General features: G+C 42.9%; 9 protein-coding genes. 6 read left to right on the top strand and 3 right to left on the bottom strand.

The annotated features are described in order from the left end of the window. Window positions 1-46: 46 nt before the first annotated feature. Complete coding sequence (locus DZC72_RS01845; RefSeq protein ID WP_099546612.1) at window positions 47-247, bottom strand: dodecin family protein; 201 nt, start codon at window positions 245-247, stop codon at window positions 47-49. 71 nt (window positions 248-318) lie between these two features. Continuing rightward, a complete protein-coding gene (locus DZC72_RS01840) occupies window positions 319-1,227 on the bottom strand; it encodes a NifU family protein (protein ID WP_125221208.1) in 909 nt (302 codons plus the stop codon). Window positions 1,228-1,350: 123 nt separating this feature from the next. On the opposite strand from DZC72_RS01840, the gene DZC72_RS01835 reads away from it, so the two are divergent. Next, window positions 1,351-2,379 (top strand): PorP/SprF family type IX secretion system membrane protein, encoded by a 1,029-nt coding sequence (locus DZC72_RS01835; protein ID WP_125221207.1) that lies wholly within the window; start codon window positions 1,351-1,353, stop codon window positions 2,377-2,379. Window positions 2,380-2,432: 53 nt separating this feature from the next. Here DZC72_RS01835 and DZC72_RS01830 read toward each other — a convergent pair whose 3' ends face one another. Further along, window positions 2,433-3,608, bottom strand: coding sequence for a vWA domain-containing protein (locus tag DZC72_RS01830; protein ID WP_125221206.1), 1,176 nt, complete (start codon window positions 3,606-3,608; stop codon window positions 2,433-2,435). Window positions 3,609-3,914: 306 nt separating this feature from the next. On the opposite strand from DZC72_RS01830, the gene DZC72_RS01825 reads away from it, so the two are divergent. The 5 genes from DZC72_RS01825 to DZC72_RS01805 all read left to right on the top strand — a co-directional run bounded on the left by DZC72_RS01825 (window position 3,915) and on the right by DZC72_RS01805 (window position 12,579). Continuing rightward, a complete protein-coding gene (locus DZC72_RS01825) occupies window positions 3,915-6,116 on the top strand; it encodes a tetratricopeptide repeat-containing sensor histidine kinase (protein ID WP_125221205.1) in 2,202 nt (733 codons plus the stop codon). Beyond that, window positions 6,113-6,844, top strand: coding sequence for a LytR/AlgR family response regulator transcription factor (locus DZC72_RS01820; protein WP_125221204.1), 732 nt, complete (start codon window positions 6,113-6,115; stop codon window positions 6,842-6,844). The genes DZC72_RS01825 and DZC72_RS01820 overlap by 4 nt, the downstream gene beginning before the upstream one ends. A gap of 15 nt (window positions 6,845-6,859) precedes the next feature. Next, entirely contained in the window at window positions 6,860-7,375 is a 516-nt protein-coding gene (locus DZC72_RS01815; RefSeq protein WP_125221203.1) for a gamma carbonic anhydrase family protein, read from the top strand. A gap of 68 nt (window positions 7,376-7,443) precedes the next feature. Beyond that, window positions 7,444-8,328 carry an ACP S-malonyltransferase gene (gene fabD / locus DZC72_RS01810; protein WP_125221202.1) on the top strand — a complete coding sequence of 295 codons (885 nt, stop codon included), beginning with the start codon at window positions 7,444-7,446 and terminating at the stop codon, window positions 8,326-8,328. A gap of 153 nt (window positions 8,329-8,481) precedes the next feature. Then, a complete protein-coding gene (locus DZC72_RS01805; RefSeq protein WP_165869247.1) occupies window positions 8,482-12,579 on the top strand; it encodes a Calx-beta domain-containing protein in 4,098 nt (1,365 codons plus the stop codon). Window positions 12,580-12,583 lie beyond the last annotated feature (4 nt).

Genomic DNA, 12,583 nt, shown 5'->3' with positions numbered 1-12,583 from the left:
AAAAGCGCCACATGGGCGCTTTATATTTCTGATTCAAATGTAACAATTACTGTACTTCGAAGGTAATCTTCACATTTACACGATAGTTTACCATTTGACCGTCTTCTACGGTGGCACTTTGTTCATTGATATATACCGAACGAATGTTCTTTACTGATTTTGCGGCTTGTGCCACTGCATTTTTTGCGGCATCTTCCCAACTTTTATCGGAATTGGCCAATACTTCTATTACTTTTAAAACTGCCATAATTAGTGTTTTTTATGTTTCCCTTAAATTTAAGGATTCTTGGTAAGAAAGTCCACCCTTAGGTCTGTTTTTTATCCGTTTAGGGCAACAACTTCGTTGACTCGGTCACCCATCATGTTTTTTAACATGGTTTCGATCCCATTTTTCAAGGTAAATGTTGACGAAGGACATCCACTACAGGCACCTTGAAGAATAACGTTTACGGTACGGCTGTTGGGCTCATAGGACTTGAACAGAATATTCCCACCGTCACTCGCCACCGCGGGCTTTATATATTCCTCTAAAATATCGATGATTTCTAAAGAGGTATCGTCCAATTCATCTTTGATGATATTTTGGGTGGAGTCCGCTGCTTGGTTCCCTTGTATGGGTTCCGCATTCGTCGTTACAATATCCCTGCCCTCTGCTATAAAGTTTCTAATAAGTTCCCTTAGCTCCATTGTAATATCGTCCCATTCGGCAACTTCGTATTTGGTAACCGATACATAGTTGTCATCAATAAAGACCTGCTTCACAAAGGGAAATTGAAACAACTGTGTGGCCAAAGGGGAGTCTTTGGCTTCATCAATATTCTTGAACTCGAACATAGAACCTACAATCTTTTTACTGGCCACAAATTTCATGGTTGCGGGATTCGGAGTAACCTCAGCGTACACGGTCACGGCAATGGGCTTATCGGTTTCCTCTTCAATTAACACGGGCTCCCCGGCGTTTAGGTATTCCACTAACTGCTGTGCCACTTCGTCCTTAACATCCTCCCAATCGACAATATCGTACCGTTCCATACCAACGAAATTTCCTGAAATGTATACGGTTTTGATAAAGGGTAGGTAAAAAAGTTGTTGTGCCAATGGAGAATTTTTGGCCTCGTCTATATTTTTAAATTCATAGTTTTGCCGTTTGACCAAAATGTGGTTGGATTCAAACTTCAAGATGGCCGGGTTCTTTGTTTTTATAACGGTGATATTATACTCCTTCATTTGGTTTCAATTTTTTTCAAAAATACAAAGGAATTCTAAGTTTGTCCCTACATAATAATGTACTGTTTGCACCGTTATCCTTTATATTTGGTGTTATGTGCACTTTTACCCCAAATTCTTGACATGAGATGTAAGCTGTTTCTATTGTCCTTCCTTCTATTTTTTGGTTTAAAAGCCAAAGCACAAGAGGGAATACCTGTATATTTTGATTATTTGGCCGATAATTACTATTTGGTATTTCCATCTATGGCGGGTTTTACAGAGTGTGGCCAAATTAGGGCAACTGCGAGACAGCAGTGGTTTGATGTGGAAGACGCCCCAAACTTACAGACGATCAACGGGCATTTTAGGTTGGGAGACTCCCCAAGCGGTTTAGGGGCCATTATTTTTAACGATGCCAATGGCTACCATTCCCAAACCGGATTCAAAGGAACCTACGCCCATCATTTGCGCATGGGTGGTGACGATGTGCGGGTATTGAACCAGCTTTCCTTTGGTTTGAGTGGAACGGTACTTCAAAGTAGTTTGGATGAAACGGAATTTCGTTCCGTAGCATTTGATCCTGCTATTTCAGGGATTAAGCTCAATGAGACCTATTTCAATGTGGATTTTGGAATGTCCTATGCCTATCAGGAGTTTTATACACATTTTGCCGTATTGAATGCACTTTCTACGCGGCGAAACTTATATAGGATAAATAGAGCTGATGACCCGGACAACTTGACGGTTCCCAGGGTGGATAATCTTAGGAGATATCTCATTTCGGCGGGATATGTATTTGGCAGAAGCGAATGGCAATTTGAACCTTCCGTACTTTTTCAATTGACGGATTTCACCAAGGAAAAGACCGTGGACATTAATGCGAAGCTTTACAAGGATGTGGATTTTGGCCGCATTTGGGGCGGTGTTTCCTACAGAAGGAGTTTTGATGGTGCACAGTTCCAAACGGCAACAAGTTTTGGGGAACAACGCCTTCAATTGATTACGCCAATTGTAGGGGCAAATTTTAAGCAATTCATGATCTCCTATAATTACTCATACCAAATGGGTGATATTCGTTTTGATAATGGGGGCTTTCACCAGATAACCTTAGGTTTCGATTTTTGCAAACCAGAAAAAAGGTATGATTGTTACTGTCCTGCCGCGAATTAATAAGGGCCTTTTACGTTCGTAAAAGACCCAAAATATGCTTGCTACCTTTTTGCCTAATCCCACGTATAGTTTTTTAGGGCTGCCTGCTTTTTTATAGCACCTAATAGGGCACCTTCCAATTCCCCTTGGGTATTTTCTTTCTGGTTTTGGGCAATGTAGATTTCCCGTTTCTCATTTATTTCGGCGATTTCCGCCTGAATACGTTCCCTTTCTATACGTTTACTATCAATGTATTTTTCAATTTCTTGGTTTGATTTTCCTTTTAGTTCTTCGGGCAGACTTTTTCGATCCAGCTCCTTTAACTCAAAATTTGCATCGGCCGATGCATCCACCAAATCCCATGATTTATTGTTATAAAGACGGGAGCTTTTGCTCACGGCTCGTTTGATCGCTACACCATATCCCACACTCATGGCGTTTTCATCCTGTGAGGCTTGGTTTTCCTCATATTCGCTTGCCATGGCACCGTACGAAATATACGTTTTGTTCAACTTTGAATTCAGATTGATAATGATGTCGTCGTAAGGAGTGTTTAAATGAACAATTTCCCTATTATGGTCTATGGCCATATATTCACCTCCTGTTAGCTGTGCCCCTCTTTTCCACTCCGTTTCTATGCCTTGTTCATAGTTTCCACAAAAAATGGTATTTACGATAACATCGTTTTCTTTGGCATTGGTCACCGCATCCTTGTAGTTTAATCTTCCTTGCGTAAAAGGTTCGTTGCCGGCAATAAATATCATCCTTAAATTATCTGGGTCATTGCCCCATTTCAATTGCTTCAGGGAAGTTTGGATAACCTCACCGCAATACTCCTCGCCTCCGTTGGTGGTCAATGAAAATAATTTTTCTGAAATCTGGTCAAGGTCACTACTAAAATTCAAGACTTGCTGAATATAACCCTCCCTATAAGAAAGCGCATCATTGCCATATTGGTACAGGGCAATTTCGAGTTCCGGTCGGGTTTCATTGCCGCACTTGGCTCTTGTGAATTCGTTGACGATATCCCATAATTGGGATTTTGCCTGATTTATAAGTCCGTCCATACTGTTACTGGTATCCAATAACAGGGCAATTTTGACTGTACGCTTGTTTGCTTTTTTGGGAGGTTCCACCCTTTCTGCCAAGAGGATTTGTTTCTTCTTTTTCGGTTCGTTTTTACATCCATAGCTTACCGTCATGGATAGTACCGTAAAACCTAGGGCCATTATTTTTTGATATTTTTTCATACGTTTTGAATTAAATTAAAAGATTGATTTTTAAACATTTACATTTGGATAGGTACTAACCTACTATGTCAAATCCCTCAATGGGGGTTTCATCGTTTTATTTATTTGATTACGCTGTAAACCTAGAATGAAACTTTTTGGATTCATAACCGTTTTTAGGGAAGGTGCCATTTGGATGAGGTAACCAATCCTTTCTTCTAGTAAGGTAGAAAAGCAGGTTGGAAATTCAGGTAATTACCTAAAATCCACATTTTTTAGTGTGCTAAGAATCATCTAAGTTTACAGTCATGTGATCAAAAAAAATAGATGCGGTCATCCCTTTTACATATAATAATTCCATTTCTTTTCGTGAGCGTTTTGGGCTTGGCCCAAAACAACGGAACCCCAAAATTTGTGCTCAAGGGCTTGGTGGAATCCCAAAATTCCCATAAACCCATTCAGGGTGTATCCGTATCCACAAGCTCCGGGCAGTTTGCGTATACCAATGGTCTGGGGGAATTCAGGATTTCCGTATCCATTGGTGAGCGGTTGATTTTGGAACACCCCAGCTTTGAGACTGTTAGGCATCAAGTGACCAGCAGGGATGATATCAAACTACAGGTGGTTGAAGAAAGTAAAAAGGATGATGCCCTAAGTATGTCCTCAATGTCCAGAAATAGGGTCCTGAGCAACCAGTCCTTTTTGGATTCCGCGGAATACTATAAAAAAACGGATATCGCCAGAAGCATCGATTTTGTGGCCCAGAGCTTGGAGGTTTTGGGCCCCGATGGCGATAAGGGCCAACTGGCAAAATCCCTGACCAAGTTGGGGGAAATCTATTTACATCACAAACAATATGATTTGGCCATCGATAATTTTGAGGACGCCTTAAAGGCCAATAAAACCATAGCAACATCCTTGATGTTGGCAAGGACCTATGAAATTACGGATCAATTTGATGCGGCCGAAAAAGTGTTGAAACCGCTTGAGAGACTCAAAAATATGGTGCCTTACCAACGAGTTGAACTCTATGAGATCTTTGGGGATATCAAGAAAGGAACCGGCGATATTTCTTTGTCGGTCGACTATTACAACGAGGGTTTGAAAGTTGCCTCCCAGAACCAGATCACCCCTAAGATGACCGATCTAAATTCTAAGATTGCCGATGCCTATGCGCAGGATAATAAGGTAATGGAGGCCGAGGTCTATTATGGTAACTCCGTCGAGCTGGCCAGTAAAATGGCGCCAAAAAGGGTGTTGCAGGAGCGTGAAAAAGTGGCCGATTTCTACAACAAAAGGAACGAATATAAAGAGGAAATAGCCATCAGAAAGAATAGTTTGGAGGCCTTGGGCAAGCTGAACATTCCTGAAGCAGATGGAACAATGGATCTGGGCGATACCATCACAAGCCAGCGCATCAATTATAAGATTGCGAACGCCTACATCGCGCAGGACAAATATGAAGAGGCGATACCCTATCTACAGAAGAGTATCGTTCAGGCGGATTCGGATAACGACCTGGTCGTACAAAAGGATGCAACTAGGAAACTGTCCGAAGTTTATGAATTCAAAGGCGAGTACAACCGTGCATTGGAAACCTATCAGGACTATGTAGCCCTGGTCGATACTTTGTACATTAGGAAGGAACAGGAAATTTCCAGGGCGGCACGTTTCAATAGGGAGATTGCCGTTACCCAGAGTAGGATTACCGGCTTGGAACAGGAGCGGGAACTGTCACAAAGCAAATATGAATTGGCCTTGACGGAACAGGAATTGGCCGAGGAAAGTTACAAGCGGCAACGATACATTATTTATTCCCTCATATTCGGGTTATTGCTTACAGGCTTGGCGGCGTTCTTTTTTTACCGGAGCAACCAACAACAAAAGTTAGCCAACAATCTACTGGCCTTGAAATCCTTACGGTCCCAGATGAATCCGCATTTTATTTTCAACGCCCTTAATTCTGTCAACAATTATATTTCCAAGAGCGATGAGCGAAGTGCGAATCGGTATTTAAGCGATTTCTCTAGACTTATGCGGTCCGTGCTGGAAAATTCGGAGGAGGATTTTATACCCTTGACCAAGGAGTTGGAACTTTTGGAACTGTATATAAAATTGGAACATTCCCGTTTTCCGGATAAATTCGATTATGTACTTCAGATAGATGAAAACTTGGATGTCTCCACTTTTCAGATTCCGCCTATGTTACTCCAACCCTATATAGAAAATGCAATTTGGCACGGACTCAGGTACAAGGAAGAAAAAGGGCGCCTGGAAGTGAAGGTCCGGGCTAAAAATGATATTGAACTGGAAATTTTGGTGACCGATGATGGTATCGGCAGGAAAAAATCCGCCGAACTTAAAACAGTCAATCAACGAAAACAAAAGTCCAAGGGAATGGGTAATATAAAACAGCGTATCGCCATTTTAAACGATATGTATGGCGATAAGGTGTCGGTTTCCATTTCCAATTTAAAAACAAACGGTGAGGGTACCCAAGTACTCTTTACCTTAAAGAAAGACAAATGACTTTAAACGCAATTTTAGTGGAGGACGAGGCCAATAGTAGGGAAATCCTTAGTAACTATATAAATAAATATTGTCCGGATGTCAACCTTGTGGGCATGGCCGCCTCCATAAAAGAAGGTTTGGAGCTGATCGAAAACAATGATTTGGACCTGGTCTTTTTGGATGTTGAAATGCCCTTTGGCAATGCCTTTGATTTGTTGGACCAAGTTCCGGACCGAAATTTTGAAACCGTTTTCGTGACCGCCTATGACCATTATGCCAAGGATGCCTTGAACCATCATGCGGCGTATTACCTGACCAAGCCCATCAACATCGATGAACTTGTAAAGGCGGTGGAATTTGTGAAGGAAGTAAAAACCAAGGAAAATCGTTTGCAGGAAAAGGTGTTGAATACCAATACCAAAAGTATCCAAGGAAAACTGACACTTCCCCAACAGGATGGTTTTCAAGTACTCAATGTGGAAGAAATCCTATATTGTAAGGCCGATGATAACTACACGGAGATCTATTTGGAAAACAAAAAGATCTTGGTGAGCAAAACCCTCAAATATTTTGAGGATGCCTTGGTCGAATTCTATTTTGCAAGGATCCACAAGTCCTATTTGGTCAATGTAAACGAAGTGGTGAAATACAGGAAGGGAAAGGGCGGTAGTGTGGTATTGTCCAATGGAAAGGAATTATTGGTTTCGGCCTCCAAAAAGAAGGATTTATTGTCCTATTTTGACTAAAATAAAAAGAAGACTATGATCAAAGAAGTAAATGGAAAACACCCACAAATAGGGGAGGACTGTTTCGTTGCCGAAAACGCGACCATTGTGGGCGATGTCACTCTAGGGAATGAATGCAGCGTTTGGTTCAATGCCGTTATCCGGGGCGATGTACATTACATCAAAATTGGAAACAAGGTCAACATCCAGGATGGAGCGGTAATCCATTGTACCTATCAAAAATCGCCTACAACTATCGGAAATAATGTTTCCATTGGACACAATGCCATTGTACATGGGTGTACCATTAAGGATAACGTCCTTATTGGCATGGGAAGCATAGTAATGGACGATTGCGTTGTTGAAAGCAACAGCATCATTGCCGCTGGGGCCGTGGTGACGAAGGGGACACATGTGCCAGCTGGTAGTGTTTTTGCCGGTATGCCCGCAAAGAAGATAAAAGATATCAGTCCGGAGTTGAGCGCTGGGGAAATCAATAGGATTGCCGATGCCTACATTCTATATTCCGGTTGGTTTAAGGAAAATAATTGACTTGATTGACCAACTGAGAGTACCTTTCAACGATTATCATTACTTTTGCCCAACCTAAATTTAAAACGATGAACGCTTACATTTTCCCCGGACAGGGTGCGCAGTTTGTGGGTATGGGATTGGATTTGTACGAAAAGTATCCCGTTGCCAAAAAACTGTTCGAGCAAGCCAACGAAATTCTTGGTTTTTCCATTACCGAAACCATGTTCCATGGAACCGCGGAGGGTTTGAAGGAAACCAAAATTACCCAACCGGCCATTTTTTTACATTCCGTTATTTTAAGCCAGGTATTGGGCGATAGTTTCAAGCCCAATATGGTAGCGGGTCATTCCCTTGGAGAGTTCAGTGCGCTTGTTGCCAATGGTACGTTGAATTTTGAGGATGGGCTTCAATTGGTATCCAAGCGGGCTTTGGCCATGCAAAAGGCATGTGAAATGCAACAAAGTACCATGGCTGCTGTATTAGGCCTGGAAGACCTTATCGTAGAAAAAATATGTTCCGAAACGCCAGGTATTGTGGTTGCTGCAAATTATAATTGTCCAGGACAATTGGTAATTTCAGGAGAAGTGGCCGCTGTAAATTTGGCCTGTGAAAAATTAAAGGAGGCCGGTGCTAGAAGAGCGCTTGTTCTGCCTGTTGGTGGGGCTTTCCACTCCCCTTTGATGGAACCTGCCAGGGAAGAATTGGCCAGTGCCATAGAAGAAACCCATTTTGCCGCCCCAAGTTGTCCTATCTATCAAAACGTAACGACCACTGCGGTAACCAATGCTGATGAAATCAAGAAAAACCTAATTTTCCAGTTGACGGCTCCCGTAAAGTGGACGCAAAGCGTACAACAGATGATCACCGATGGTGCGACGGTCTTTAAGGAAATAGGTCCGGGAAAGGTACTTCAGGGATTGGTCAAAAAAATAGATGGTTCGGTTGAAACCCAAAGTCCAGAATTGGAGTAGCCGTATATTTCTTATAAAAGGGTAGTTTATCAAGAAAATAGCTGTTTAATCTGTTAATTAATGGTTTAGGGTCATTTTTTTGGTAATATTGGCTTCTGTTTTATGTTGTACTGGGCATTTTTGGAACATTGCCTAGTGTTTAAAAGAAACGCTATGAAATTGAATAATAACTTCCGCATATTAAATAAAGTCCAAAGTCTTACTTTTCAGAAGTCGGTTTTTCTTTTAGTACTTTTTTTAGCTTTCGGGCTTTTTGGTGGGGATGTATACGGGCAAACCGTTTCCATAACTGCCACACAGCCAAATGCTGATGAAGATGGTCCTGTGGATGGGCTGTTTACAATAAGTATTGTTGGTGGAGGAATTGGGAACAGTTATATTATTGGATTGGGTTTAGGTGGAGCCAGTACGGCGACATCGGGAGCTGACTTCAATCCCATACCCGCACAGGTAGGAATAACTACCAATATTTTTGGCACTGGATTCGCCACTGTTGATTTGGAGGTTATTGATGACATTGTTGTTGAAGTTACTGAGAGTGTGATTGTCAACATCATCAGTAGCCCTGGTCTGGCCGTAGGAACTGGAAGTGCTACGGTCAACATTGTAGACGATGATGTTGCCATATTGAGTATTGAAGATGTTTCTGCAGACGAAGGATTGTCAATGCAATTTACGGTTACATTGAATACGGCTGTCCCAAACCCCTTTACGGTGGATGTTGATTTCGCGGATGGTACCGCCCAAGGAGGAGGTCCTCCGTTGGTCGCTCCAGAAGACTATAATAATGCCCAGCAAACCCTAAATTTCAATGGTACCGCAGGTGAGATAAGGCAGTTTAACGTCTCATCCTTAAATGATAATATATTGGAAGGCGATGAAACTTTCACGGTTGAGTTGACAGCATCAACGGGCTTGGTTGATGATTCTGATACAGCAGTTGGAACAATTTTGAACGATGATGTAGGACAAGTTACGATTGACGCGGATAGACCAACTACGGAAGAAGATGGAGGAGCGGGAGGTAATAGGGGCCGATTCGTAATTTCCTTAAGTTCCCCCAACAATACGGGGGCACCCATAACCGTAAACTATACCTTATCGGGCAGTGCAACTGCTACAGGTGCCGGACAAGATTATTCTGTAAGTGGCACCAGTGGTGTAATAACTTTTCCCGTAAATGATGATACGGAGAACATTCTTATAACGCCTGTGGATGATATTTTAGTGGAAGGTAATGAAACTGTGGTTTTAACCTTAAATAGCGTTAGTAGTCCAGCTTTTGAAATCGGAACTCCTGGTTCGGATACCGTTACTATTTTGGATGACGATACCTTTACCGCCTCCATAGCCGCTACGGACAATGCGGCTGCCGAAACAAATACAGGGACTAACGGAGGGTTATTTACCATTAGCTTAAATCAAGTAAACAACTCTGGCGCAGGAATAGTGGTTAACTATACGGTTGGAGGAACTGCCACAGGGGGAACGGACTATTCCACGATTACAAATAGTGTTACCATTCCAAATAACCAACCATCGGCCACAGTGGTTATAACGCCCATCAATGATGCTGTCCAGGAAGGAACGGAAACGGTTGTACTAACACTTCAGCCCAGCGGAGCATATAATTTGGGAACTGCAGCGGCAACGGTCAATATTGCCGATAATGATCAGGCGACCCTTACCATTTCTGATGTTACCGCCAATGAAAATGTTCCATCTGGTGAGATGGTATTTATTGTGGTGCTGGATATTGCAGTAGCTGGGGGAACCACTGTCCCATATACTATTTCTGATGGTTCGGCAACAGGGGGTGGAGTCGATTACACGGCCTCGGGCGGTAGTCTTACGTTTTCAGGAACAGTTGGAGAGGTTGAAACGATTACCGTGGATTTGGTAAATGATCAACTATTGGAGGATAGTGAAACCTTTACGGTTCAATTGGAATTACCTTCCAATGGTGTACAGCGAGCAAATGGAGGTACCGCTATAGGAACCATAAACGATGACGACAATTGTGTGGCCGCACCTGAACTAGATATTACAAAAGAAACCACCTTCTGCGGGGTGGAATCTGATTCAGGTCCTACACCCATTTTTCAGAACACCACAATTACAAGTTTAAACGATTATACCAGTACAACACCTCCGGCCGGGCGTGTTGGCCCCACTAGATTGGTCTGGAGTACCAGTAATAATCCGTTGAACGAGAATGCCTATTTGCTCCAGGCCGAGGTTGACAACCCCACCTTGGAAGGTTCTTATTTTGGTTTCTTTTTGGACGATAACGGTACCCCCAACAATTTTGCCGATGACTGTGCCAGTGGAACGATTGAAGTACAACTTACTCTAAATATAATTCCCGAAATTGTGGAAGTTACCAATGGGGAAGCTTGCGGTCCTGGTACCGTTGTACTTTCGGCCGAGGCCAGTGCAGGTGCATCTTTAAATTGGTATACTTCTCCCACAGGAGGTTCCTCTATAGGAGCAGGTGAAAATTTCACCACTCCAAATATATCCACTACCACAAGTTTTTATGTTGAAGCAACTTCCAATGGATGTGTTTCTGAACGCGTAGAGGTTATTGCAACAATCGGAATCGAACCTACCACGGGTACGGTGACCAATGGAGGCGCCTGTAGTATCGCCGCTTATGGAAATACGGTCGTTGATTTGGACAGCCGCTTGGTGGGCGCAAGTGCTGGGACTTGGACGGCCAATGGAAATACCTTGGTCATAAATGCCGATAACGAAGTAGATTTTGTAGGGGTTCCTAACGGACCCTATACCTTTACCTATACCACCAATGTAGCCACGGCACCATGTACCGATATTTCTGTGGATATAGTGATTACCGTCAGCGACTGTAACGTGGATGACGATAACGACGGATTGTTGACCGGCGAGGAAAATGCCTTGAACTTGGATCCAAACAATCCTGATACCGATGGTGATGGAATCTTGGACGGGGAGGAAGTAGGTCCCAATGTTCAAAACCCTTTGGATGAGGACGGCGATGGTATTATCGATGCCTTGGATTCAAATATCTTGGATTCTGATGGTGATGGAGTCAACGACCAACAAGATCCGGCCAATGAGAATGCCTGTATTCCCGATAATTCTAGCCCGGACTGCCCAGTTGATTTGGAAATTACCAAAACTGCCGACACTGAACAGGCCGCTCCTGGAGATGAGATTACCTTTACAGTGACCGTTGAAAATAAAACGGATAAACAAGTAGATGAGGTGGTCATAGTTGATGATTTGACAAATACAGGTTTTGACTATGTATCGCATAGTGCATCTTTGGGGGAATATAATCCAAATAACGAAACATGGGCATGGACGATAACCAATCTGCCGGCACTTGAAACTGTCACTTTGGAAATTACGGTGGTTGTCTTAGAAGAGGGGACCTATACGAATACGGCAGAATTAATTACTTCGCAGCCCTTAGATGAAAACCCGGAAAATGATACGGCCACGGTCACCATTGAAACAGAGGTACCGGAAGGTATTGAGTTGGTTGTGGAGAAAACAGTGGACAAGGCAACCCCTTTGGTGGGAGAACAGATTACTTTTACCATCAGGGTAACCAATCTTACCAATGCATCGGACTTTGCGGAAGCGATTGAAAATATCATAGTGCGCGATAGTATCGAGGTAGGGAAAGAGTCCCTTTTTGAATATGAATCCGATGATTCTGGAGGCGACTATGATGATGCCACGGGTATTTGGACAATACCTTCATTAATGGCCGGTGAGCAAAACGCGGTGGAGCTTCAAATTACGGGTAGGGTTACCGCAGTGGGTAGTTTCAGGAATACGGCCATCATTGACCGTTCGTCGCCCAGGGACAGTAAAGATGCCACCAACAATCAAAGTACGATAGAGATCAACATAAACGAACGGACATCCGCTGACCCCGGTTTTCTCTTCAATCAGTTTTCACCCAATGGTGATGGAACCAACGATGTTTTGCGTCTAAATCTGGAGGATGCTGAGAACAACCTAATAGGAATTGAATATACCATTTCCATTGTGGATCGCTACGGGAATACGGTTTTTGAAGGATCGGATACCGTGCCTTATGGTACGCAAGCCGTTACAGATGTATGGGACGGTACTTTCAAGGGCAAAGAAGTGCCAAAAGGTACGTACTTCTATGTACTCAGTTATACTTTGATGGATGCACAAGGCTCTATGGATAGTCAGATCGATAAAGGTTGGATCCAATTAATTAGATAGATTG

This window comes from Maribacter algicola, from assembly GCF_003933245.1.
GTDB classification, from domain to species: domain Bacteria; phylum Bacteroidota; class Bacteroidia; order Flavobacteriales; family Flavobacteriaceae; genus Maribacter; species Maribacter algicola.
Note: the sequence above shows the minus strand (reverse complement) of the source record. Positions and strands in the feature narration are given on the sequence as shown.

Bases quoted from the DNA above. Each gene is read 5' to 3' on its own strand.
- DZC72_RS01845 (WP_099546612.1), bottom strand. From the start codon at position 247: ATGGCAGTTTTAAAAGTAATAGAAGTATTGGCCAATTCCGATAAAAGT.
- DZC72_RS01820 (WP_125221204.1), top strand. From the start codon at position 6,113: ATGACTTTAAACGCAATTTTAGTGGAGGACGAGGCCAATAGTAGGGAA.
- fabD (WP_125221202.1), top strand. From the start codon at position 7,444: ATGAACGCTTACATTTTCCCCGGACAGGGTGCGCAGTTTGTGGGTATG.
- DZC72_RS01830 (WP_125221206.1), bottom strand. From the start codon at position 3,608: ATGAAAAAATATCAAAAAATAATGGCCCTAGGTTTTACGGTACTATCC.
- DZC72_RS01815 (WP_125221203.1), top strand. From the start codon at position 6,860: ATGATCAAAGAAGTAAATGGAAAACACCCACAAATAGGGGAGGACTGT.
- DZC72_RS01825 (WP_125221205.1), top strand. From the start codon at position 3,915: ATGCGGTCATCCCTTTTACATATAATAATTCCATTTCTTTTCGTGAGC.
- DZC72_RS01805 (WP_165869247.1), top strand. From the start codon at position 8,482: ATGAAATTGAATAATAACTTCCGCATATTAAATAAAGTCCAAAGTCTT.
- DZC72_RS01835 (WP_125221207.1), top strand. From the start codon at position 1,351: ATGAGATGTAAGCTGTTTCTATTGTCCTTCCTTCTATTTTTTGGTTTA.
- DZC72_RS01840 (WP_125221208.1), bottom strand. From the start codon at position 1,227: ATGAAGGAGTATAATATCACCGTTATAAAAACAAAGAACCCGGCCATC.